Genomic DNA, 22820 nt, shown 5'->3' with positions numbered 1-22820 from the left:
TAACAATCAACAACAATTTAACAATAGGTCAATTTAACAATAACAACAATAGAAGCCCCTTTTACATCCATCATGAATCCTCATCCGGCTAAACCTTCAGTAACCATTATCGGCGGTGGCATTATTGGCCTTTGCTCGGCTTATTATTTGTTGAAGCAAGGTTATCAGCCTGCGCTCATTGATCAGGGAAACCTGTTGGATAACTGCTCTTCGGGTAATGCAGGAATGATTGTGCCCAGCCATTTTGTGCCTTTGGCGGCGCCCGGTATGATCAGTCAGGGGATTAAGTGGATGTTCGACAGTAAAAGCCCATTTTACGTTAAGCCTTCGCTTAATCCGGCATTGTTTTCGTGGGGGATAAAATTCTGGAAACATGCCAATGCGCAACATGTAGCCAATTCGGCCGTCCCACTTCGCGATTTGCATTTGTTGAGCAAGCAATTGTACGACGACCTGGAAAAAGAACCAGGGCTGGATTTCGGGCTCGAGAAAAAAGGCATACTCATGCTCTATAAAACACAGGCAACTGGCCAGGAAGAAATCCACTTGGCCAGCGAGGCGCAAAAATTAGGACTTGATGTAGCCGTACTCAACGCCCAACAAGTACAGGACTTGGAGCCAGATACCGAGCTAAACGTTTTGGGAGCGGTGCATTACCGTTGCGACGGCCATTTATACCCCAATGCTTTGGTGCAGCAGCTGATTACTTATTTGCAACGCAATGATGTTAAGTTGATTACCCACTGCAAGGTGACAGGTTTCGAACTGGATAAGGGAGAAATCAAGGCCATAAAAACTGAAAAGGGGCATTTTGTTTCCGATTTAACCGTGATGACAGGCGGGGCTTGGTTGCCCGAACTGGCTAAAATGGCCAAACTCAATATCCCGCTGATGCCAGGCAAAGGCTATTCCTTTATGGTCGATCCTCAACAAAAGAAGATTCATCATCCTGCTTTGTTGCTGGAGGCCAGAGTGGCTGTTACCCCCATGAATGGGCAGGTACGCTTTGGCGGAACCATGGAAATTGCACCGATCAATAAACAGATCAATCAAAAAAGAGTGCAGGGCATTGTAGATGCTATTCCGCAGTATTATAAAGACCATCAAGTGGTTATGCCACAAATCGATAAAATTTGGTATGGATTTAGGCCCTGCTCGCCCGATGGCTTGCCTTATATCGGCTACAGCCAACACCTCAAAAACCTGATTATTGCAGGCGGACATGGCATGATGGGACTGAGCCTGGCGCCAGCTACCGGAAAATTAGTGGCCGAACTGGCTACTGGCCGAGAAACAGCGGTACCGCTCCATGCTTTTAACCCGAATAGATTTCAGTAATTATTTTTTGATACAGTTGTTTTTCTTTAGCTAAGAACAGCTGGCCTGTTTTTGCGAATAAAATAACAAGCAACACCAGTTATCAGCAACAATAAAACAATAATGTAGCTATCTATCGGGCAATTGTCTACCACAAAAGTTTCCTTAACGCCGCAACTGGAACTTACAATGCAATTTCTGTAGTTGGAACTAATCACCAAACCCAGGGGATTGGGGGTTACGGTGCAAGTTGCACTAAAGTCGGTGTATACGTTCGGGTCAAATTGCTCAACGTTGCTATAGCCGTTACATTCTGTAAAAGTACCTAGGCTTTTGGTATAGACCCTATTGCCAAAACTCGTGGTGCTGTATACAATAATACAGCCCTTTTGCGCATAGCTGGGCAGGTTAAAAAGGAGGAGGATGAATAGGAGAGAGAGCTGCTTAATTTTTTTCTTGGAACGGAAAGTAAAAAGCATGAGGATGATCGGCAGGTTCTGGTATAGGCAAAAAGTTAATTAGTTATCGCGGTTGAATTGCCCAAATATTAAAGTTTGTTTTTTAATTAAAGATTAATTTTTGGAGAAGAAAACTAACAGGCTTTAAATGAGCCTAAAAAAATGAACGTAGCATTTATGGCCCACTGCCATTTATCATCTAAGCCGAAAACGGGAGGTTATTGCGCCTCCTCAACAACGAAAAGCCAGTGCCGCCTACCAACAACAGCGTTGCCCAGGTATAATCATCTAATGGGCAATTGTCGATGACATAATTCCCCTTTACACCACAGCCACTGCCTACAATACAGTTTCGATAGCCAGGACTGGTAATAAGGCTTAAAGGATTTGGAGATACCGTACACTGTGGACTAAAAGAAGTATACACGTTAGGGTCGAAACGTTCCACGTTGTTAAAACCATTGCAACTGGTAAAGGTGCCTAACGATTTGGTGTACACCTTGTAATCGGCAATGTAGGTATCGTAGGTAACAATACAGCCACTTTGAGCCTTGACAGTGAACGAAATTAAAAGAAAGAATGGGATAAATAGTAGGTAAATGGTTTTCATAAATAGAATGCTAAGGTTAACCTATAGTTTTCAAATGAAATGCCAATGACGGGTTGATGCCTATAATTAATCAAAGATTAAATATGTTAATCTTTGATTATTTTATTTAATTATAGATATATTGTTGATGTCTTAACTGTCTATAATTAAGTACTTTATGTTTTGTTGTTGTCTGTTTTTGTATTTTATTATATTTAATCTATAGATTTAGTAGTAATTATTTGAAATATTGTTATTTTTGAAAAGTTTTGATCCAAAGAACTTTCCTATGCAGTTATCATGCACTTCACCTTCGGCAATAAACGTCCAAAACGGTTTGGCAAAGGGCCGGCCTATTGTTTTGCTTCACGGCCTGTTGGGGCAGTTGAGCAATTGGAAGCACGTTAAAGAACGCTTTGAGTATAGGCATCGGGTTTTTGCGCCCGAATTGCCTTTGTTTAACGGATTTTGGGGCAACAAGCTCGATCGCTTGGTGCAGTTTCTGGAAAACTACATTGCCCAAAACCAAATTGATCAGCCAGTACTTATTGGCAATTCATTGGGTGGGCACATCGCCTTGCTCTACACGCTTAAACATCCCAAAAAGGTAGCTAAACTGGTGCTTACGGGCAGTTCCGGTTTGTATGAGAATACATTTGGAGGCACTTTTCCGAGAGTGAAGGATTACGGCTATATCAAAGGGAAGGTGGAAGATGTTTTTGACCGGAAAGAAGTGGTTGACGAGGCCTTGGTTAACCACATTTTCGAAATCGTTCAACAAAAACCAAAAGCTTTATCCATTATCGGTTTGGCCAGGGATGCGCAAAAACAAAACCTTAAAAACCAATTGCCCAACATTAAAGTGCCTACTTTGCTGCTTTGGGGCTTACAGGATGTGGTTACGCCTCCGGCGGTTGCCGAGCAATTTAAGCAACTGTTGCCTCAAGCTACGCTGCATTACCTCGACAATTGTGGCCATGCGCCCATGATGGAACAACCAGAACTTTTTAACCTGCACCTGAGCAACTTTTTAGCCAGTAATTATGTCGATTAACTACCTGGCTTTTGCCATTCCAGCCTTTTTCCTTTTTCTGTATCTCGAATATCAGTTGGCCGTCAGGCTAAAGAAAAAGCACTTGTTCAGGTACGAGAGTTCGGTGTCTAACGTCAGTATTGGCATTGCCGAGCGTTTGCTCAATTTGTTTATTGCTGGTAGTTTCTACGAGTTGTTTCAGTATATCTATAAAAATTACGCGTTGTTTCCTATCCCAAATACCTGGTGGGTGTGGGTCTTGCTCATTTTGGTTACTGATTTGATTTGGTACTGGTATCATCGTTTGGGGCATGAGGTTAATTTTCTATGGGCGGCGCATATCGTACACCACCAAAGCGAAGAGTTTAACCTGAGCGTATCGGCCAGGATTACCACCTTTCAGGCCTTGATCAGGAATGTATTTTGGTGCATTTTGCCTTTTTTGGGCTTCCATCCGGCATTGGTGATGGTTATTTTGACTGTTCACGGGGCTTACTCGTTCTTTACGCATACCCAGCTGATCGGTAAATTGCCTTGGCTCGAATATGTTTTCATCACGCCTTCCCTGCATGGTGTACACCATGCCAGCGACGAGCAATACCTCGATAAAAACTACGGTGATGTATTTGTGTTTTGGGATAAGTTGTTCGGCACTTTCCAGCGGGAAGAAGAAGCACCCAAATATGGCTTAACACACCCAATTAAGAGCTACAGCTTTTTGTGGCAGCATTTTCATTATTATTTAGAACTGGACGAGGCGGCCCGAAGGGTAGGGGGCTTGGGCAATAAGCTTAAAGTATGGTTTGGTCATCCGGCTACGCTCGATCAGGATATCAGGCCTGTTCTGGAAAGACGTTTTTTGCAACACAAGGTCAGCGAACAATACCGTTTTAAATTTAAGCAGTACCTTAATTTTCAGCTGGCGCTTTCGGTATTGCTGCTTACTTTCATCACAGCCTGTTTTGCCTTTTTGGGGCTCGACGATAAGTTGTTTGTCTTAGGTTTTGTATTGATTACCCTGGTCAACTGTGGTGCCCTGCTCGAACAGCGCAAGTGGATTTATTACCTCGAATGCATCAGGCTGATGATGGTGGTGGCTTATGTTTTCTGGAAGCTCGATTGCTTTGCGCTGATTTTTATTCCGGTGCTCATCCTTATTTTGCTCGAAAGAACCTTTTACCTCAGTCAGCTGTACCGCAATTATGTGCTGCAGTACGAAAAGGTAGAAAAAGTATAGGCAAGAAGGCGCAATAGCCCTTGCATTTCTAAAATTTTATTAGCTTTGTTCATATGCTGTCTAAAAAAACAAAGTATGCCATAAAAGCATTGGTGGTTTTAGGAAAAAACATCAATGAGCCGCCGATGCAAATTGCACGTATTGCGGAAGAGGAGCATATTCCGAAAAAATTTTTAGAGCAGATCTTGCTAGACCTGCGCAATGCAGGCTACCTGTACAGCAAAAAAGGTGCTGGCGGTGGCTATAGCCTCAACAAAAATCCAGCTGACATCTATTTGGTTGATATTTTGCGTATTACCGATGGCCCTATTGCCATGGTTCCCTGTGCCAGCCTTAAGTTTTATCACAAGTGCGACGAGTGCCACGATGAGGTTACCTGTGGCATCCGTAAGGTATTTATCGATGTACGCGATGCTACGCTGAAAGTATTGAGCGAAACCAGTATTGCCCAGATCATCGAAAAAGAGAAAACACCTTTGCTCGATCTTTAATCAGTTTTTTACGTATTGGTGTTGATGGTTTCCGACAAATAGACGAAGCCGTGGACGGCTTGTTGCGCTATTGAACTCCCCTTGATTTTCGTGTTGGTACTAAGCTCAAAAAGAAATAAAATAAAAATAAATTACTACTAAATCTATATACTTTATATATTTGCTAGAATTAAGCGATTTGTTCGGGCGGTTGTTTAGCCCGCAAAAAGCTGATCATGAGTAAAAAACTACCTATAAAAACACCGAATGCAGAGTTTCAGAACAGAATTAGAAAATCCTATCGTTGAGCAGGATATCATCGATTTAGAAAAAAAGATCTATGATTTTAGGGCGGGCAAGATACACGAAGAGCGTTTTAGGAGCCTGCGTTTGGCCCGTGGCATTTACGGACAGCGCCAGCCCGGCGTACAGATGATCCGCATTAAATTGCCTTTCGGGAAACTGAGTTTCAGGCAGCTCCTGCGCATCGCCGATATTGCCGACGAATATGCCAGTGGCAACCTGCATTTAACCACCCGTCAGGATATACAGATTCACTATGTGAGCCTAGACCGCACTCCCGAGTTATGGGCTAAGCTAGAGCAGGACGACATTACCTTGCGCGAGGCCTGTGGCAATACGGTAAGAAACGTAACCTCATCGCCCAATGCGGGCATCGATCTCGACGAGCCTTTTGATGTTTCGCCTTATGCCCATGCCGTGTTCAGCTATTTCCTGCGCAACCCCATCTGTCAGGAGATGGGCCGCAAGATCAAGATTTCCTTCTCCTCAAGCGATAAAGATACGGCCTACAGCTATATCCACGATTTGGGTTTTATCCCCAAAATAAACGAAGCCGGAGAAAGGGGCTTTAAAGTGATGTTTGCTGGTGGCCTGGGGGCACAGCCTTTTCTGGCCAGTGCCGTACACGAATTTTTGCCCGAAGACCAGCTTATTCCTTTTAGCGAATCGGTATTGCGCGTTTTCGACCGTTATGGCGAACGGACCAACAGAAACAAGGCCCGCTTAAAATACCTGGTGCAGAAATTGGGTTTGGAAGAGGTGCTGCGTTTGGTAGAAGAGGAGCGATTGGCCAATAAAGTAAAAAGCTTTAAGGTTGACCGCAATTCGGTTGAACAACCGGAAGCGCCCCTTGCTATCGATTATCCGAACGTTGAAATTCAAAATCAGCTACGCTACCAACAATGGCTGGATACCAATGTGGTTGAACAAAAACAAAAAGGATTTTATGCCGTATATGTAAAAGTACAGATCGGTGATATCAAAACCGATCAGGCAAGAGCCTTTGTGGCGGCGGTGAAGCCTTATGTTGCCGATGAAATCCGTGTGACCCAAAACCAGGGTCTACTGCTCAAATTTGTACGCAAAGAAGCTTTGCCAGCGCTTTATGCCGGTTTGTATGAACTGGACTTAGCCGAATTGGGCTTCGATAGTTTGGCCGATATCACCACTTGTCCGGGGACGGATACCTGTAACTTGGGCATTTCGAACAGCATGACCTTGGCTAAGGTATTGGAACATACCATTCAGCACGATTTTCCGGAGTTTATTTACGAAAAGAACATCAAAATCAAGATTAGCGGTTGCATGAACTCTTGCGGTCAGCATGGTTTGGCCGAAATTGGTTTCCACGGCAGTTCGCTTAAAGCAGCGGGTAAGGTGGTGCCAGCCGTACAGGTGATGCTGGGTGGCGGCACGGTAGGCAATGGCGTAGGTCGTGTAGCCGAACGTGTAATCAAAGTGCCTTCAAAAAGGGCCGATTTGGTGTTGCATGCCCTGCTAAACGATTTTAAGGCTGATGGCTATGAAGAAACTTTTCATGCTTATTACGATAGAAAAGGTAAGGATTATTTTTATCAGCTTTTGAAACCATTGGCCGATTTAAACGAGTTGCAGGCTACTGATTTTGTGGATTGGGGTCATGAAGAAACTTTTGAAACCGCTATTGGCGTAGGCGAATGTGCGGGAGTGGTGATCGATTTGGTGGCTACTTTGTTGCTCGAAGCTGAAGAAAAACTGGGTTGGGCCACACAAGCCTTGGCTCATGGCGCTCATGCCGATTCGATTTACCATACTTACAGCGTATTGGTCAGTGCGGCCAAGTCTTTGTTGCTCGATAAAGGCATCAACAGCAGTACGCAAATTGGGGTAATCAAAGAGTTTGATGCACAATATGTAGCGACTGGAGAATTTGTTTTCGAGCCTAGTTTTCAGGAAATCGCCCTGCAAATTAACAAAAATGAGCCTAGTCAGGTTTTTGCGGAAAGCTATTTGGCTTCCGCACAACAATTTTTAACACAAATTAAAGCCAAGAGGGAGGTTACCGCATGAGCAATTTGAAATTAGATAGAGAACCCAAAATAACCCTTTTGGGCGCGGGTCCGGGCGATCCGGATTTGCTGACCCTGAAAGGCGTAAAAGCCCTGCAAACGGCCGATGTGGTGCTTTACGATGCGCTCATCAACGAAGCTTTGCTGGCCTACGCACCCGAAACGGCCATCAAGGTTTATGTAGGCAAACGCTCTGGCGAACATTCGTACGAGCAAGATGCCATTAATAAGCTGATGGTAGATTACGCTCTTAATTTTGGCCACGTGGTGCGCCTCAAAGGGGGCGATCCGTTTGTGTTTGGCAGGGGCTACGAAGAATTAGATTTTGCCGATTCGTACAATATTCCGGTAACCGTTATTCCGGGTATTTCGAGCTCCATAGGCGTGCCTGGGTTGCAGCAAATTCCGGTCACCCATCGCGGGCTGAGCGAAAGTTTTTGGGTGATTACCGGTACCACCACTTCAGGCGCCATTTCGGCCGATATCTACCAGGCTGCCCACTCGAACGCCACGGTCGTGATTTTAATGGGTTTGAAGAAATTGGCGCAGATTGTGGCTGTTTTTGAGGAAGCTGGCAAAGACCAACTGCCTGTTGCCGTTATTCAAAACGGTTCGGCCGACGACGAAAAATTTGTAGTAGGCAAAGTCAATACGATTGTAGATACCGTTAAAAAAGAAAAAATAGAGGCTCCGGCCTTATTGGTTTTCGGCGAAGTGGTTTCCCTGCATCCGGCATTTAAAACATTGATCCAGTCTTATGCAAACATTGCCTAGCCTTCAGGAAGGCCATATTGCTGTTGAAGAAAAAGGCAACCAGCTGTTTCCGGTTTTTGTAAAACTGAACCAGTTGCGTACGCTATTGATCGGAGCTGGCCATGTGGGCTTGGAAAAACTAAATGCCATTATTGGCAATAGTCGGCAGGCAAGGGTAACCGTGGTGGCCGAACAGGTTTTGCCAGCCGTACTGGCCTTGCAGCAAAAGCATCCTTATTTAACCATTAAGCAAAAGTCTTTTGAACCTGCAGATTTGGAGGAAGTGGATATTGTTTTTGCAGCGACCAACAATAGCGAGCTCAATGAGCAACTAAGGACAGTAGCCCATCAAAAAGGTTTGCTCATCAACGTGGCCGACCAGCCAGCACTTTGCGATTTTTACCTGGGATCCATTGCCCAAAAAGGCGATTTGAAAATAGCTATTTCTACCAACGGCAAATCGCCCACCATTGCCAAGCGCTTAAAGCAAATCCTTAACGAGAGTTTACCTAACGAGCTCGAAGAAACGCTCATCAACATGAACACTTTGCGCCAGAGCTTGGATGGCGATTTTGCCAAAAAGGTAAAAAAGCTCAACAAAGTGACCGAGATTTTGGTGAAGCCCCGCAAGAGCTTTTGGGAAGCCAACATCAAATGGATGATTTGGCTGGCCAGTATTTTGCTGATCGGTACGGCCGGGTTAACGTTATGGAATACCGAACCTGCATTTCAGCATTTCCTGATCAACATCGACCCCTTGTTTTACTGGTTTTTGGGTGCAGGTTTTGTGTTTGCCATGATTGATGGTGCCATTGGCATGTCGTATGGCGTAACCTCGGCTTCGTTTTCGCTAACCATGGGCTTGCCACCGGCATCGGCCAGCATGGCTATCCATATTTCGGAAGTGCTGAGCAACGGCATCGCCGGCTGGATGCACTATCGCATGGGCAATGTAAACTGGAAACTGTTCAAGATTTTGATTATTCCAGCCATTATCGGTGCCGTTTTGGGTGCCTACCTATTATCGTCGCTAGAGCATTACAGCAAATATACCAAGCCCATTGTAGCCGTTTATACCCTGATATTAGGAGGCATTATCTTGATGAAAGCTTTCAATATCAAAAGAAAAAAAGCCGAGCAAAAGATCAAAAAAATAGGTGCCCTTGGCTTTTTTGGAGGCTTTATCGATGCCGCGTTTGGCGGAGGCTGGGGTTCTATCGTGCTGTCGAGCCTCATTGCCGGTGGCAGGCATCCCTTGTTCTCTTTGGGCACGGTAAAAATCAGCCGTTTTTTTATCGCCACGCTCAGCTCGCTTACTTTTTTTACCATGCTGGGTGGCAAATATTGGGAAGCTGTTGTAGGATTGATCATCGGCAGTGCTTTGGCATCGCCTATAGCTGCCAAGGTTTCCAATCGCATTTCGGCCAAAACCATTATGGTAGCCGTGGGCATCATCGTGATGGCCGTAAGTCTGCGTAGCGTGATATCGTTTATTTTAAAATTGATTTAGTGAAAATGGATATAGCAGCAATCAAAAAACAATTAATCGGTTTAGATTTGGTAGCGCAATTGGCCCTGTTGGCCGATTTGTTCCCGGGTAAAATCGTGTTTTCGACCAGTTTTGGCTGGGAAGACCAAGTGGTTACGCACCTCATTTTCGAAAATAACCTCCCCATCAGGGTCTTTACGCTCGAAACAGGCAGACTGTTTCCGGAAACTTATTATGTATGGAACAGGACTTTAGAAATCTACCGAAAGCCAATCGAGGCTTATTATCCACAAAACGAATTGTTGCAGGAAATGGTGAACGCCAAAGGCCCCAACAGTTTCTACGAATCGGTTGAGAATAGAAAGGAATGTTGCTACATCCGCAAAATAGAGCCTTTGAAAAGGGCATTGGCCGGAAACGAAATCTGGATTACCGGCATCCGCGCCGAACAAAGTCCAAACCGCGAGCATATGGATAACCTGGAATGGGATGAAGGCAATCAGCTGGTTAAATTCCATCCTATATTCGATTGGTCGCTCGAAGAAGTGAAGGCCTACATCAAACAGCATCACATTGTGTACAACACCCTACACGACAAGGGCTTTCCGAGCATCGGCTGTATGCCTTGTACGCGAGCCGTAAAAGAGGGCGAAGACTTTAGAGCCGGTCGCTGGTGGTGGGAAGACCAATCGAAAAAGGAATGTGGCCTGCATGTGAGCTGATTTTTGGTTGCCAGTTACCAGTTTTCAGTTAACAATATAGCAATTGAGCAATGCAACAATTGAACAATGTAGCAATTAAACAATGTAGGAATTGAACAATACAATCTACCAATATAAAAACAATACAAACAAGAACATGAGTAGGTATAATTTAGATTATTTAGACGAGTTGGAGGCCGAGGCCATTCACATTTTGCGCGAAGTGGCAGGCCAGTTCGAAAAGCCAGCCTTGCTGTTTTCGGGCGGAAAAGACTCGATTACATTGGTGCGTTTGGCCGAGAAGGCTTTTAGGCCAGGCAAGTTTCCCTTTCCGTTGGTACACATAGATACCGGTCATAATTTTATAGAAACCATCCAGTATCGCGACGAAATGGTAGCCCGCATTGGCGAAAAGCTCATTGTAGGCTCCGTACAACAATCGATAGACGAAGGAAAAGTGGTAGAGCAGACCGGTAAAAATGCCAGCAGGAACGCCTTGCAAACCGTTACCTTGCTCGACACTATTCAGGCTTACGGATTTGATGCCTGTATTGGTGGTGCCCGTCGCGATGAAGAGAAAGCCCGCGCCAAAGAGCGTATTTTTTCGGTGAGAGATGAGTTTGGCCAATGGGATCCGAAAAGGCAACGCCCAGAATTGTGGAACATCTACAACGGGAAAATCCACAAGGGCGAAAATGTGAGGGTTTTTCCCATTAGTAACTGGACCGAGCTGGATGTGTGGAATTATATTCGCCGAGAAAATATCGCTTTGCCAAGTATCTACTTTGCGCACCAGCGCGATTGCGTGGTTAGAAACGGACAGTTGATGGGCGCTACGCCGTTTTTGAACCTCGACGAAGAAGATACTATCATTAGCAAAAAAGTGCGTTTCCGTACCGTTGGCGATATGACCTGTACGGCTGCGGTTGAATCGGAGGCTACCCATATCGACGATATCATTGCCGAAATCAGCAATTCGAAGGTCAGCGAAAGAGGAGCCCGCATGGACGATAAAGTATCGGAAGTCGCTATGGAAGACCGTAAAAAAGGAGGATATTTTTAAGTCTTTAGTCTGAAGTCCATAGTCCATGGCTTTGGTCTTTAACCTATTTAATTACTGGATGGGCTGTTTGCATTAGCGCAATACGCTGTACGCAATACTCAAATACGCCAATCGCAATACGAAAAACATGAACATACTCAAATTCTTTACCGCAGGTAGCGTTGATGATGGCAAAAGCACCCTCATTGGCCGTTTGCTTTACGATACCAATTCAATTCTGGCCGATCAGATGGAGGCCTTGCAAAATGCCAACCGCAAAAACGACGATGGTACCATCGACCTGGCTATTTTAACCGATGGCTTGCGTGCCGAACGGGAGCAGGGCATTACCATCGACGTGGCCTATAAATATTTCCAAACCGAAAAACGGAAATTCATCATTGCCGATACTCCGGGCCATATTCAATATACCAGAAACATGGTTACAGGTGCTTCTACAGCCGATTTGGCCATTATTTTGATTGATGCGCGCAACGGTGTGGTCGAACAGACCATTAGGCATACCTACTTGGTGTCGTTGCTGGGCATTAAGGAAGTGGTAGTTGCCATCAATAAAATGGATATGGTAAGCTATAGCGAAACCGTATTTAATGCCATTGTAACAAAGTACAAAGCTTTGGCTGCACAGTTGAATCTTAAACAGATTACCTACTTGCCGGTAAGTGCGCTAAAAGGCGATAATATTGTGCACCAGTCTGGGCAAATGGCTTGGTACGATGGCAAAAGCCTGATTGAGCTTTTAGAGCAGGTAAACACCGAAGAACCGCAACAGGGGCCTGCACGCATGCCGGTACAATGGGTAATCAGGCCACAAACAGATCAGCTGCACGATTACCGTGGTTATGCCGGTCGGATATTGAGTGGCAGTTTTAAGGTAAACGACAAGATTACGGTATTGCCTTCAGGAGCACGCTCGAGCATAAGCAAGATTGAGTTTTTCGACAACGAATTGCAGGAAGCCCAGGCCGGACAGTCGGTAACCATTCATTTGAAGGACAATGTAGACCTGAGCAGAGGCGATACGATTGTTAATTCTTCGGCCGTACCCCACGAATCGAAACTGATAGAGGCCGATTTATGCTGGATGGACACCAGGCCTTTAGATACCGAATTGACTTATTTGATCCAACACAACAGCACCTTGACCCGTTGCAAGGTTTCTGAACTGATTTACAAGGTAGACATCAATACCTTAGAAAAACACAGCGCGGCTGCTTTTGCATTGAACGATATTGGTAGGGTAGTGCTTAAAACGGCTGCGACCTTGGCTTTCGATTTGTATAGTGAAAGCCGCCACAACGGTTCGGCCATTTTAATTGATAGCAGAACGAACCTTACCGTTGGCGCTTTGATGTTTCGCGCTGCGGTTGAATAGTTTTTTTCGCTGGTCGGGATGTGCTCGTCTCGACCATTTCTGTTTTTTGAAGCCATTAAGGTAGTTAAGATTAGGCATCTCTAGCGTTTCTCCTAGAAGAATTCCATCGCGATACGCATTACTCAATATGCACAACGCTAAAAATCTGTCAACCTGTGGCTTTTCTGTTTTTTAACCATCAAGAAATTAAGGCTGTTAAGTTTTTGTATCTCGGGTTCAGTCCTTAGAAGAATTCCGTCGCAATACGCAATACTCAATACGCACAACGCTAAAAATCTGTCAATCTGTGGCTATTTTATTTTTAACCATTAAGAAATTGAGGAGTTTAAGATTTTGCATATTTGGTATGCGTAGAAGAATTTTAACGCAATACGCACTACGCAATACACATAATCGTTTCAAACAAACTTTTTCTGCATTTTATTGGTTATCTTATGGAAAAGAATAGGAGTCTTCATCCTATTCAAAAAAGAAAAACCACCTCAAACCTAAAAACATGAAAAAGAACCTGTTATTTCTGGCCGTCGCTTTGAGTGCCTTGACATTTGGCTGTGGCCAAAACGGCGAAAAAAAAGAAACTGCTAAAACAAAGGACGATGTAACCAACTCAAGCTGCTACCAGGCAAAGTACGAAACCGAATCGGCCGATTTGAAACTAAATACCTTGGCTTCGGGCAAAGTATCTGGAACATTATTGATCAACTATGCCGATAAGCCCAAAAACGATGGCTTTTTTACCGGAGAGTTGAAAGGCGATACCTTGTTTGTGGATTATAGCTTCAAAGTAGGAACCGATAGCGTAGGTACTTATACCAATCCGCTGGCTTTCCTTAAAAAAGATGGCAAGCTGATCATGGGCGTTGGCCAGATCGAAACTACCTTGGGCCGATCGTATTTTGTAAAAGGCAAACCCATTAATTTCGAAGCCGGCAAGTTTATCTTCGAGCCGAAAGATTGCAAATAGGCGATAGGCGTTGGAAGGTTTTAAGGTTGTAAAGTTCGAAGGTTAAAACCTGACTAACACTTGCGGAGTTTCTAAAAACTTCGCAAGTGTATTTCGAACAAACCATCCAATAATTTGGTAATATAACAGGCATATATCCCTTCAGGAGACCTAGGGATAGAAAAAATACAGCCCTATTGTTGAGCAATTGGGCTTATCTTGGAAGATGGTATTGCGACGTTGTTCTTGTTTTTATTTGGAGATTGTATTTATTTCGTTTATAATTGTTAACATGTTTAAAATGCTCTCGAATGTCAAAACAACGTAAGATGTTTCATACACAGGGTTTTTCAACCCCTTATCTTACCGAACCAATTCCATGTACAAGAGACGATGCTTGGTTAGGCCATGGGATGTATTTTTGGAATGAAGAAAATGATGCAGTTTCTTGGGGAATCAACGGCAAAAAAAACTTCAAAAAATATTCTGTCTATACAGCAGAAATAGAATGTGAAAACGTTTTAGATACGGTATTTGATGAGGAACATTATGATTTTTGGTTTAAATCGATTGAAAAAGCAGTCGATGCATTGACAAAAAAAGCCGGTAGAAAACCAACGATTGCAGACGTAAATGAGTACTTTTTGGAAAGGGGTGGATGGGGTGATAAAGTAACAGGAATCATGTTTCAGGATTTACCTTCAAACGAAACAATATCAAAAGTTACTGGTTTGTATTACAGAAAGCGTATACAACTAGTTGCATATACCAAAGAAATAATTGCTAACTTTGCACATCACTTTGACGGTGATTGTTAATACTAATTAAAAATGCTCAATCTAAAAGAACTCGAAAAATCTCTGGACCAAGCTTTGGAACGTGAAACGACCGAGTCTGTTCTTGCCTGGTTTAAGGAAAGAGAAAAAAAGAAAGTAGCCGATTATATCGGAGTGCAGGGATATTTACGTAACATGGAAGCAATTAGAGATACTAATTCGGTATCAAATTCGCCTTCAAATTCACAGACTGACCTAAATATACCTAAGGATAGTCACTTTGCTATTGCCGCATAACCATGGCTACCACTAATCAGGAAAACCTCAAATTTAAAGGTGTAAATTTCGTTAACCTCAACTACAGTTGTGAAAAGCCGTGGACTGATGAAGAAATCGTACTTAATGTAGAGCCATCAATATTTCTACACAAGCATTCAAAAAATTCATTTGAAATCGTTATGGGTGTCTCTGTAAAAGCTGAAGGATCATTTGATATAAACCTAACCGCAATTGGAACCTTCATAATTGGTGAAAACGCTGGTGATGAATATCGTAAAATATTCATGAATCAAAATTCACCAGCAATTATGTTTCCCTATGTACGTGCATTTATTTCGACCCTAACTTCAAATCTTGGTAAAACAACTGGAACGGTTACAATTCCTGCTCAAATTTTCAAAGGTGATTTAGAAATATTGAACCCACAGGCTCTAGAAGAAGACAATCAGGGCGATGTTATTGAGCCTTTGAATTAGAACAATAGTTAGAGGCTCAATATTTTCTAAAATATCTCATCGTTATATTTATAGCTATACTTAGTGGTTTCCTTCCGACCGTCAGAAAATCTAAATAGAGCTTCAGCATATTTTCTATAACATAATAACCTCTTTTGGGAAAGATCATTGATAAAGCTGTGAATTTATCATTCTTTAAATCAACTAGTTAAAATTTTTAAAAATAAATACTACTAATTCTATAGATATTATATATATATTTGTCCTGTTGATTAACCAAACCAAAAGAGAAATGATACTCAGTCAGACAGAAAGAACCACAATCGAGCCTAAAATCACCCTAGTAGGTGCGGGTCCCGGCGACCCTGATTTGTTGACCTTAAAAGGCGTAAAAGCGTTAAAAACCGCCGATGTGGTTTTGTACGATGCCTTGGTAAACGAAGCCTTGCTAAACTATGCGCCTGCAAATGCCATCAAAGTATATGTAGGCAAACGTTCTGACGACGAATCATTTTCTCAAGATTTGGTTAACAAGCTGATGATCGATTATGCTTTAAACTACGGACATGTGGTACGCCTGAAAAGCGGTGATCCTTTTGTGTTTGCCCGTGGTTATGAAGAAATCGATGTAGCCGAATCGTACAGCATTCCTACAGAGATCGTGCCGGGCGTTTCGAGTGCCTTGGGCGTACCCGGCCTGCAAAAAATACCGATGGTATACAGCACGCTGAGCGAAAGCTTTTGGGTGGTAACCGGTACCAATGCCAAAGGAGCTATCTCTCCCGATTTGTACGTAGCGGCCAAATCGAATGCCACCATTGTGGTATTGATGGGCATCGAAAAAATTAAGGAAATTGCAGCCATCTTTAAAGCCGAGGGCAAAACAGAATTGCCTGTAGCCGTTATCGAAAATGGTTCTTCGACTCAAGAAAACGTAGTAGTGGGCATTGTTGATACCATTGAAGAACTGATCGAAGAAAAGCAAATCAGCTCGCCGGCACTTCTTATTTTTGGACAGGTGGTTTCCTTACATCCACAATTCAATGTCATAAAGGATTTTTATGCCACGCTTGTAGAAGAAGGCTATTAAAGAGCTTAGGTAAATTCATATTTATTTTTTGTTTGGTTGTTAGGGCTGAGGTAAAACTCAGCCTTTTCTTTTTTTGAAATAAATTTTCCTTGGAAATAATATATCGCCGACCGTCAAAAATTATTTTTCCTAAATGTTTGCAATACTCAATCTATTGCCTATTTTGACTAAGATTTTTCAATGCTACGTTTATGGAAATTATACACTTCAGTGCCGAATGTTATCCAGTTGCAAAAGTTGGCGGCCTGGGCGATGTGGTAGGCGCTTTGCCAAAGTATCAGAACAAGCTTGGTCACGTGGCAAAAGTGGTAATGCCAGCTTATCACAATAAGTTTCTGCAGCAGAACGAATTTGAAGTAGTTTACGATGGCTGGGTACGCCTAGGGTCGAATAACTATCAGGCCCGTATTTTTAGGGAAAAGGCCAATAAACTGGGCTTCGATCTGTTTTTGGTGCACATTAGCGGTTTGTTAGACCGCGAAAAGGTATATGGCTATGATGATGACACCGAGCGCTTTTTGGCTTTCCAGATTGCGGCATTAGACTGGATTGCACAGTGGGAACATCGTCCTGATGTTATCCATTGCCACGACCATCATACCGGCCTGATTCCGTTTATGGTGGGCAACTGCTACCAGTATCGCCATTTGAGCCATATTCCTACGGTACTTACCATCCACAATGCCCAATACCAGGGCCAGTTTGGCTGGGATAAGCTTTATTATCTTCCGGCCTACGAACTACGCAATTCGAGCAAGCTCGATTGGGGCAACTGCATCAATCCTTTGGCAGCGGCCATTAAATGCGCCTGGCGCGTAACAACGGTATCGCCGAGCTATTTGGAAGAAATCAGCTATCAAGCCAATGGTTTAGAAAGTCTTTTGGCCCAAGAGCGTGGCAAATCGGCGGGCATCTTAAACGGCATCGATAACGAGGTATGGGATCCGGCCAAAGACCCGATGCTGAGCAAGACATTTTCGGTACGTACGGTAGATAGTGGTAAAAAAGCAAACAAAGAAGCCTTATGCACTGTTTTTAATCTAGATAAAGAGAAACCGCTGTATACTTTCATTGGACGCCTGGTGGGCGAAAAGGGAGCCGATTTGTTGCCCGATATTTTTTACAACGCATTGCAACAGAGCAATCGCGAAATCAATATTTTGGTGCTCGGTTCTGGCGATCCTCACGTAGAAGATAGGTTAAATGAACTGAAACATCATTTTAAAGGCAGTTATAATGCTTATATTGGCTATAACGAAGTATTGTCTCACCAAATTTATGCAGGAGCTGATTTCCTGTTGATGCCTTCGCGGGTTGAGCCTTGCGGATTGAACCAGATGTATGCGCTACGCTATGGCACCATTCCCATTGTAAGGCGCATAGGTGGCCTAAAAGATACGGTTACAGATATTGGCGATGGAGGCTTCGGCATTTGCCACGACCAAACCAGCGTTTGGGATGTGGGTCATGCCATTGGAAGGGCTTACGAACTGTTTTTAGACCAGAAGAAAGTAAAGGATATCCGCAAATATATCATGTCGCTGGACCACTCGTGGGACCTTGCGGCACAACAATATATAGACTTGTACCAAATGTAAACATCAACAGCTATGACAGACAAAGTATTGGGTGTTATCCTTGGCGGGGGCCAGGGATCGAGATTGTCTCCGTTAACGCAAACCCGCTCTAAACCGGCAGTACCGATAGGTGGTAAATACCGCCTGGTCGATATTCCAATTTCCAACTGTATGAACTCAGGCATCCACCGGATGTTCGTACTGACCCAGTTCAATTCCGCTTCCTTAAACAAGCACATTAAGAATACCTATCACTTTAGCCATTTTTCGAAGGCTTTTGTGGATATTTTGGCCGCTGAGCAAACGCCTGATAACCCCACTTGGTTTCAGGGAACCGCCGATGCGGTGAGGCAGTGCATGCACCACATTGTAAACCATGAATTCGATTATATCCTGATCCTTTCGGGCGATCAGTTGTACCAAATGGATTTTAGGGAAATGCTAAAGGCGCATATCGATAAAGGTGCCGAAATTTCTATCGCTACCATTCCGGTACATGCCAAAGAGGCTACCGAATTTGGGATTTTGAAAACCGATGAAGACAGTTTCATCACTTCGTTTATCGAAAAGCCCAAGGCCGATTTGTTGCCTGATTGGACTTCGGAAACCAGCGACGAAATGAAGAGCGCAGGCAGGAATTACCTCGCTTCGATGGGTATTTATATCTTCAATCGCGATTTGCTGATCAAAATGCTGAACGAAAATCCGGAAGAAAAGGATTTTGGTAAGGAGATTATCCCGCGTTCTTTGGTGAGCAACCACGTGCTAAGCTACCAGTACGAAGGCTATTGGACCGATATCGGTAACATTTCTTCTTTCTTTGAAGCCAATTTGGGCCTTACCGACGAACTGCCTCAGTTTAACATGTTCGATAGTGCCCATACTATTTTTACCAGGGCAAGGATGTTGCCTCCCTCAAAGGTATCCGGTACCACGCTTGAAAAAACCATTGTGGCCGAGGGCTGCATTATCCAGGCCAGTAGGGTAGAACGGGCGGTTTTGGGTATCAGGTCGAGGATTGGAAAAGGCACTACCATTGCCAATTCTTACATTATGGGCAGCGATCATTACCAAACCCTAGAAGAAATACAGGAAGCTACAGCCATAGGAAAACCTTTGCTAGGCATTGGCGACCGTTGCTACATCAATAACGCCATTGTAGATAAAAACTGCAGGATTGGCAACGATGTGCGCATTAATGGCGGCAGTCATCTTGCCGAGGGCGATTATGGCCTGTATGTGGTGAAAGACGGAATTGTAGTGGTTAAAAAAGGCTCGACTATTGCCAACGGAACCGTAATTTAAACACATTATATTGATAAATTGACAAAGCCCCCTTCAAATTAAGGGGGCTTTTTTGTAGCTTAAACCTGAAAACTAATTGCACATTGATGAATGTTCCCTACGCATTGATTTTACTGAGGTTGCTTTTGGCACCAACGGTGGTAATTTTGGCCTATCTTTTTAAGGAACAAAGTGCTCTGGTTATTCTGGGGCTGATGTATGTTGGGCTTTTTTCCGATATTTTTGACGGGATAATTGCCCGGAAACAGCAACTTTCTACCACAAAAATGCGCAGGATAGACAGTCAGGTGGATTTGGTATTTTGGTTGGGCATTGCCTGGAGCTGCTACCTGATTTATCCCGACTTGATTGAAGAAAACAAGATTGGAGTGATATTGGTCTTGACCATGGAAGGACTTTGTTATTTGGTCAGCTTTCTGAAGTTTGGCAAAGAAACCTGTACACACGCTTTCCTCTCTAAAATGTGGGGATTGACCTTGTTGGCCACGTTTACTGCATTGCTGGGTTTTGCCCATAATGGCTGGATCTTTAAGACCTGCGTAATTCTGGGATTAGCTTCGCAACTAGATGTAATCCTGATTATCTTGATTTTGCGCAATTGGGCGCACGATGTGCCGAGCTTTTACCATGCCATTTTAATGCGTAAGGGCATTCCGTTTAAAAAGAGCAAATACCTGAATAGTTAGCATTTTACACTTGCGAAATTTGGGAAACTTCGCAAGTGATTTACAAAAACCACAAGGGTATTATGAATAATTAAAAACCAACGAGAAGGTCGTTTTTTCGTTTGGTATCGAATCTGCTTCTAAGCCCCCTCGGTGCATTTTCATGATGTTGCGTGTAATGGTGAGGCCAATGCCCGAACCATTTTTCCGAGTGGTATAAAAAGGCACAAAAATCTTGTCGATATTATCGGGTTCAATTCCTTTGCCATTGTCGGTTACATCAATATAAACCTTATTGTGGGCCAATCGGTAGGTAACCTCGATTACTGGTTTTTCGGTATTTTCCAAAGCGTACATGCTATTGGTAATGAGGTTGATGAGCGCTTGTTCTATCAATTTGAAATCGACTTGGATGGAGATTTTCGAGGCGGTTTGTAACACTTGAAGCTTGATGTGCTTGGCGCTGACCATCGGCTGCATCAGTACTTTAACGTGCTGCAAAATTTCGCCTACACTGTGCATTTCGGCATTTGGGGTAGGAAGCTCGGCAATAAGCCTGTAGTCTTTTACGAAATCTAATAGGCCTTCCGAACGCCTTTTAATAGTTTGCAGGGCCGGCTTAAGGTCTTCGAGGTCTTCGGTATCTAAGCTGGTCTTGTTGCTGATCATTTGGTTTACGGTATCAGACAAAGAACTGATTGGCGTAATGGAATTTAGGATTTCGTGCGAAATAACGCCGATTAGACGGTTCCAGGCTTCGGTTTCCTTTTGCTCGATTTCGTCCTTGATGTTTTGGAAGGAAATGATGATATGGTCGGCGCCATATAGGTTGAGCGGTATCACTTCGATGGAAAGCTGGATGAATTTGTCTTGTATCTTGAGCTCGAGAAAGCGTTTGCCACCCGTACTGATTTTATCGATTTCGTGGGCAAAAATGGGCAAATGCTCCTGAAAACGATGCCAATAACTGTAGGCCGGCACATTAAGCAGGTTGCTGGCCGCCAAATTGAAAAACGAAATTTCCGATTTGTCGTAGGCATTTTTCTCTTTCTTCACCACAATTACTCCAACGGGTACCTGTTCTAAAATGGTTTTGATGAGCTGGAATATGGCATCCTGTTCCAGCTGAATGTCTTTATGGATCTGGATGATTTCGTTGAACGATTCGTACAGCTCCGGAAAACTGCCCATGGTAACCTTGTTTCTGAAATTAAGGGTATGGTCTCTCGTTTTTACGGCCAGGATAAAGCGCTGAATGTCTTCCCTGATTTGATTGATGTAAAAATAAAGCGAAATAATGCTGCCCAGCAAAACCAGGCTGATGCCCGTAATGGTAAACCATAATTGCGTATTGCGTACCAGATATACCAAGAGTAGGGCCAATACATTGATGAGCACCAGTCTGCTAATTAAACGGAAGGTAAATCTTTGGTAAAACATAGTATTGGGTATGGCGTTTAGCGTTTTGTTTATGGTTAATAGACCATAGTCCATAGACTATAGACCATAGACTTTATTTTTTCTACAATCCAAATTTTTCAATTCTTCGGTATAAGGCAGCGCGGGTAAGGCCCAGTTCTGCGGCAGCCCTCGAAATATTGCCTTTGTGTTTTTCGATAGCTTTGTTGACCATCATTTTTTCCATTTCGTCTAAGGCCATGTCGTTTTGTAGCACTGGCTGGTTGCCAAATTTTTGTGGCGAAAGCTGCAGGTCGTGTTCGCTGATTTCAAATCCATCGGCCATAATAACGGCACGTTCCATTACATGCTGCAGTTCGCGTACATTGCCTGGCCAGCTGTAATTGAGCAAGGTGCTTTCTGCCTTTGGGGTTAAGCTTTTTAAGGCCTTGTGGTATTTGCCGCTAAATACTTGCAAAAAATGTTGGGCCAATAGCACAATATCGTTGCCGCGTTGGCGCAACGAAGGCAACAAGAGCTCTACGGTATTGATGCGGAACAGCAAATCTTGCCTAAAAGTTCCTTTGTGTACCATTTCATCCAGGGGCATATTGGTTGCACTGATCAAACGCACATCAATTTTTCGCTCCCTGCTTTCGCCCAGCCTGATTACAGTACGGTTTTGCAAAACGCTGAGCAGTTTAGCCTGTAGGGGCAGGGAAAGATTGCCTATCTCGTCCAGAAAAATAGTGCCCCCATCAGCCATTTCAAAACGGCCAGGTTTATCCTCCTTGGCATCGGTAAAAGCACCTTTGGCATAACCGAACAGTTCGCTTTCGAACAGGTTTTCGTTAAGTGAACCTAAATCTACGTGCATAAAGAGCTGTTTTCGCCTGAGCGAATTTTTATGCAATTCGTAGGCAAATACCTGCTTTCCGGTACCGTTTTCACCTAAAATGAGCACATTGGCATCGGTGGGTGCTACTTTGGTCAAGGTTTTTTGCAGTTGCTGTACATTTTCGTTGTTGCCTATAATGTGTTCGAACTTGCGCGCCATGTCGCTTTGCAAAGAAGTGTGTATTTTTTCGAGCTTCTTTACTTTTTTGTTCGATTGTCCCAAGCGCGAAGCGGCCGAAAGCGTGGCAAAAAGCTTCTCGTTTTCCCAAGGTTTCAGGATAAAGTCGGTAGCCCCCTTTTTAATGGCTTGTACCGCCAATTCCACATTGCCAAAGGCGGTCATCAAAATCACCACATAGTCCTTATCTATAGAAAGGATATGTTCCAACCAGTAGAGGCCCTCTCTGCCGTCGCTCGCGCCTTTTTGGTAGTTCATGTCGAGCAGGATGATGTCTACCTCGTTTTTGCTCAGCAATACGTTGATCTCTCTTGGCGATTTGCAGGTAAGCACCTGGTTAAAATGCTGCTTTAGAAATAGCTTGGCACTCAGCAAGATGTCGTCGTCGTCATCTATCACCAGTATGTTTGCATTGGTCATA

General features: G+C 43.7%; 22 protein-coding genes. 18 read left to right on the top strand and 4 right to left on the bottom strand.

All coding sequences use genetic code 11. The features are described from left to right. The first annotated feature begins 72 nt into the window (after window positions 1–72). Complete coding sequence (locus tag VRU48_RS06990; protein WP_330107203.1) at window positions 73–1338, top strand: NAD(P)/FAD-dependent oxidoreductase; 1266 nt, start codon at window positions 73–75, stop codon at window positions 1336–1338. 26 nt (window positions 1339–1364) lie between these two features. On the opposite strand, the gene VRU48_RS06985 is transcribed toward VRU48_RS06990, so the two are convergent. Together VRU48_RS06985 and VRU48_RS06980 are read right to left on the bottom strand one after the other, a co-directional pair. Continuing rightward, window positions 1365–1796 (bottom strand): hypothetical protein, encoded by a 432-nt coding sequence (locus tag VRU48_RS06985; protein ID WP_330107202.1) that lies wholly within the window; start codon window positions 1794–1796, stop codon window positions 1365–1367. Between the two features lie 178 nt (window positions 1797–1974). Further along, window positions 1975–2385 carry a hypothetical protein gene (locus VRU48_RS06980; protein ID WP_330107201.1) on the bottom strand — a complete coding sequence of 137 codons (411 nt, stop codon included), beginning with the start codon at window positions 2383–2385 and terminating at the stop codon, window positions 1975–1977. Window positions 2386–2653: 268 nt separating this feature from the next. Between VRU48_RS06980 and VRU48_RS06975 the strand changes: the two genes are divergently transcribed. The 17 genes from VRU48_RS06975 to VRU48_RS06895 all read left to right on the top strand — a co-directional run bounded on the left by VRU48_RS06975 (window position 2654) and on the right by VRU48_RS06895 (window position 19947). Then, window positions 2654–3418 (top strand): alpha/beta fold hydrolase, encoded by a 765-nt coding sequence (locus tag VRU48_RS06975; protein WP_330107200.1) that lies wholly within the window; start codon window positions 2654–2656, stop codon window positions 3416–3418. Next, window positions 3408–4634 carry a sterol desaturase family protein gene (locus tag VRU48_RS06970; RefSeq protein ID WP_330107199.1) on the top strand — a complete coding sequence of 409 codons (1227 nt, stop codon included), beginning with the start codon at window positions 3408–3410 and terminating at the stop codon, window positions 4632–4634. Before VRU48_RS06975 ends, VRU48_RS06970 begins: the two co-directional genes overlap by 11 nt. Window positions 4635–4687: 53 nt before the next feature. After that, window positions 4688–5125, top strand: coding sequence for an RrF2 family transcriptional regulator (locus VRU48_RS06965; protein WP_330107198.1), 438 nt, complete (start codon window positions 4688–4690; stop codon window positions 5123–5125). 246 nt (window positions 5126–5371) lie between these two features. Then, a complete protein-coding gene (locus VRU48_RS06960; RefSeq protein WP_330107197.1) occupies window positions 5372–7456 on the top strand; it encodes a nitrite reductase in 2085 nt (694 codons plus the stop codon). Beyond that, window positions 7453–8229, top strand: coding sequence for a uroporphyrinogen-III C-methyltransferase (gene cobA / locus VRU48_RS06955; protein ID WP_330107196.1), 777 nt, complete (start codon window positions 7453–7455; stop codon window positions 8227–8229). The genes VRU48_RS06960 and cobA (VRU48_RS06955) overlap by 4 nt, the downstream gene beginning before the upstream one ends. Then, entirely contained in the window at window positions 8213–9718 is a 1506-nt protein-coding gene (locus VRU48_RS06950; protein WP_330107195.1) for a TSUP family transporter, read from the top strand. Before cobA (VRU48_RS06955) ends, VRU48_RS06950 begins: the two co-directional genes overlap by 17 nt. 5 nt (window positions 9719–9723) lie before the next feature. Next, window positions 9724–10419 carry a phosphoadenylyl-sulfate reductase gene (locus VRU48_RS06945; protein ID WP_330107194.1) on the top strand — a complete coding sequence of 232 codons (696 nt, stop codon included), beginning with the start codon at window positions 9724–9726 and terminating at the stop codon, window positions 10417–10419. Window positions 10420–10555: 136 nt separating this feature from the next. Further along, a complete protein-coding gene (cysD, locus tag VRU48_RS06940) occupies window positions 10556–11461 on the top strand; it encodes a sulfate adenylyltransferase subunit CysD (protein ID WP_431311617.1) in 906 nt (301 codons plus the stop codon). 127 nt (window positions 11462–11588) lie between these two features. Then, on the top strand, window positions 11589–12836 hold the full coding sequence (locus tag VRU48_RS06935; protein WP_330107193.1) for a sulfate adenylyltransferase subunit 1: 1248 nt from the start codon (window positions 11589–11591) through the stop codon (window positions 12834–12836). Window positions 12837–13332: 496 nt separating this feature from the next. Then, a complete protein-coding gene (locus VRU48_RS06930; protein ID WP_330107192.1) occupies window positions 13333–13800 on the top strand; it encodes a hypothetical protein in 468 nt (155 codons plus the stop codon). A gap of 290 nt (window positions 13801–14090) precedes the next feature. Beyond that, entirely contained in the window at window positions 14091–14597 is a 507-nt protein-coding gene (locus VRU48_RS06925; protein WP_330107191.1) for a hypothetical protein, read from the top strand. A 12-nt stretch (window positions 14598–14609) separates the two neighbouring features. Continuing rightward, entirely contained in the window at window positions 14610–14852 is a 243-nt protein-coding gene (locus VRU48_RS06920) for a hypothetical protein (RefSeq protein WP_330107190.1), read from the top strand. A gap of 2 nt (window positions 14853–14854) precedes the next feature. After that, window positions 14855–15310 carry a protein-export chaperone SecB gene (locus tag VRU48_RS06915; protein ID WP_330107189.1) on the top strand — a complete coding sequence of 152 codons (456 nt, stop codon included), beginning with the start codon at window positions 14855–14857 and terminating at the stop codon, window positions 15308–15310. Window positions 15311–15581: 271 nt separating this feature from the next. Beyond that, the gene (gene cobA, locus VRU48_RS06910; protein WP_330107188.1) at window positions 15582–16379 is read left to right on the top strand and encodes a uroporphyrinogen-III C-methyltransferase; all 798 of its coding nucleotides are present in this window, start codon (window positions 15582–15584) and stop codon (window positions 16377–16379) included. Window positions 16380–16570: 191 nt separating this feature from the next. Then, complete coding sequence (locus tag VRU48_RS06905) at window positions 16571–17977, top strand: glycogen synthase (protein WP_330107187.1); 1407 nt, start codon at window positions 16571–16573, stop codon at window positions 17975–17977. A 12-nt stretch (window positions 17978–17989) separates the two neighbouring features. After that, window positions 17990–19261, top strand: coding sequence for a glucose-1-phosphate adenylyltransferase (locus VRU48_RS06900; RefSeq protein ID WP_330107186.1), 1272 nt, complete (start codon window positions 17990–17992; stop codon window positions 19259–19261). A gap of 86 nt (window positions 19262–19347) precedes the next feature. Beyond that, window positions 19348–19947, top strand: coding sequence for a CDP-alcohol phosphatidyltransferase family protein (locus VRU48_RS06895; RefSeq protein WP_330107185.1), 600 nt, complete (start codon window positions 19348–19350; stop codon window positions 19945–19947). A 60-nt stretch (window positions 19948–20007) separates the two neighbouring features. Here VRU48_RS06895 and VRU48_RS06890 read toward each other — a convergent pair whose 3' ends face one another. Both VRU48_RS06890 and VRU48_RS06885 read right to left on the bottom strand, forming a co-directional pair. Continuing rightward, the gene (locus tag VRU48_RS06890) at window positions 20008–21366 is read right to left on the bottom strand and encodes a sensor histidine kinase (protein ID WP_330107184.1); all 1359 of its coding nucleotides are present in this window, start codon (window positions 21364–21366) and stop codon (window positions 20008–20010) included. Window positions 21367–21448: 82 nt separating this feature from the next. Then, window positions 21449–22819: a sigma-54-dependent transcriptional regulator gene (locus VRU48_RS06885; RefSeq protein WP_330107183.1), complete on the bottom strand. Its 1371-nt coding sequence runs from the start codon at window positions 22817–22819 to the stop codon at window positions 21449–21451. Window position 22820 lies beyond the last annotated feature (1 nt).

The organism is Pedobacter albus (assembly GCF_036324255.1).
GTDB classification, from domain to species: Bacteria; Bacteroidota; Bacteroidia; order Sphingobacteriales; family Sphingobacteriaceae; genus Pedobacter; species Pedobacter albus.
This window is presented reverse-complemented; position numbering and strand designations above follow the sequence as displayed.

Excerpts from the sequence above, each read along its gene's own strand:
- VRU48_RS06990 (WP_330107203.1), top strand. The coding sequence starts at position 73 with ATGAATCCTCATCCGGCTAAACCTTCAGTAACCATTATCGGCGGTGGC.
- VRU48_RS06985 (WP_330107202.1), bottom strand. The coding sequence starts at position 1,796 with ATGCTTTTTACTTTCCGTTCCAAGAAAAAAATTAAGCAGCTCTCTCTC.
- VRU48_RS06980 (WP_330107201.1), bottom strand. The coding sequence starts at position 2,385 with ATGAAAACCATTTACCTACTATTTATCCCATTCTTTCTTTTAATTTCG.
- VRU48_RS06975 (WP_330107200.1), top strand. The coding sequence starts at position 2,654 with ATGCAGTTATCATGCACTTCACCTTCGGCAATAAACGTCCAAAACGGT.
- VRU48_RS06970 (WP_330107199.1), top strand. The coding sequence starts at position 3,408 with ATGTCGATTAACTACCTGGCTTTTGCCATTCCAGCCTTTTTCCTTTTT.
- VRU48_RS06965 (WP_330107198.1), top strand. The coding sequence starts at position 4,688 with ATGCTGTCTAAAAAAACAAAGTATGCCATAAAAGCATTGGTGGTTTTA.
- VRU48_RS06960 (WP_330107197.1), top strand. The coding sequence starts at position 5,372 with ATGCAGAGTTTCAGAACAGAATTAGAAAATCCTATCGTTGAGCAGGAT.
- cobA (WP_330107196.1), top strand. The coding sequence starts at position 7,453 with ATGAGCAATTTGAAATTAGATAGAGAACCCAAAATAACCCTTTTGGGC.
- VRU48_RS06950 (WP_330107195.1), top strand. The coding sequence starts at position 8,213 with ATGCAAACATTGCCTAGCCTTCAGGAAGGCCATATTGCTGTTGAAGAA.
- VRU48_RS06945 (WP_330107194.1), top strand. The coding sequence starts at position 9,724 with ATGGATATAGCAGCAATCAAAAAACAATTAATCGGTTTAGATTTGGTA.
- cysD (WP_431311617.1), top strand. The coding sequence starts at position 10,556 with ATGAGTAGGTATAATTTAGATTATTTAGACGAGTTGGAGGCCGAGGCC.
- VRU48_RS06935 (WP_330107193.1), top strand. The coding sequence starts at position 11,589 with ATGAACATACTCAAATTCTTTACCGCAGGTAGCGTTGATGATGGCAAA.
- VRU48_RS06930 (WP_330107192.1), top strand. The coding sequence starts at position 13,333 with ATGAAAAAGAACCTGTTATTTCTGGCCGTCGCTTTGAGTGCCTTGACA.
- VRU48_RS06925 (WP_330107191.1), top strand. The coding sequence starts at position 14,091 with ATGTCAAAACAACGTAAGATGTTTCATACACAGGGTTTTTCAACCCCT.
- VRU48_RS06920 (WP_330107190.1), top strand. The coding sequence starts at position 14,610 with ATGCTCAATCTAAAAGAACTCGAAAAATCTCTGGACCAAGCTTTGGAA.
- VRU48_RS06915 (WP_330107189.1), top strand. The coding sequence starts at position 14,855 with ATGGCTACCACTAATCAGGAAAACCTCAAATTTAAAGGTGTAAATTTC.
- cobA (WP_330107188.1), top strand. The coding sequence starts at position 15,582 with ATGATACTCAGTCAGACAGAAAGAACCACAATCGAGCCTAAAATCACC.
- VRU48_RS06905 (WP_330107187.1), top strand. The coding sequence starts at position 16,571 with ATGGAAATTATACACTTCAGTGCCGAATGTTATCCAGTTGCAAAAGTT.
- VRU48_RS06900 (WP_330107186.1), top strand. The coding sequence starts at position 17,990 with ATGACAGACAAAGTATTGGGTGTTATCCTTGGCGGGGGCCAGGGATCG.
- VRU48_RS06895 (WP_330107185.1), top strand. The coding sequence starts at position 19,348 with ATGAATGTTCCCTACGCATTGATTTTACTGAGGTTGCTTTTGGCACCA.
- VRU48_RS06890 (WP_330107184.1), bottom strand. The coding sequence starts at position 21,366 with ATGTTTTACCAAAGATTTACCTTCCGTTTAATTAGCAGACTGGTGCTC.
- VRU48_RS06885 (WP_330107183.1), bottom strand. The coding sequence starts at position 22,819 with ATGACCAATGCAAACATACTGGTGATAGATGACGACGACGACATCTTG.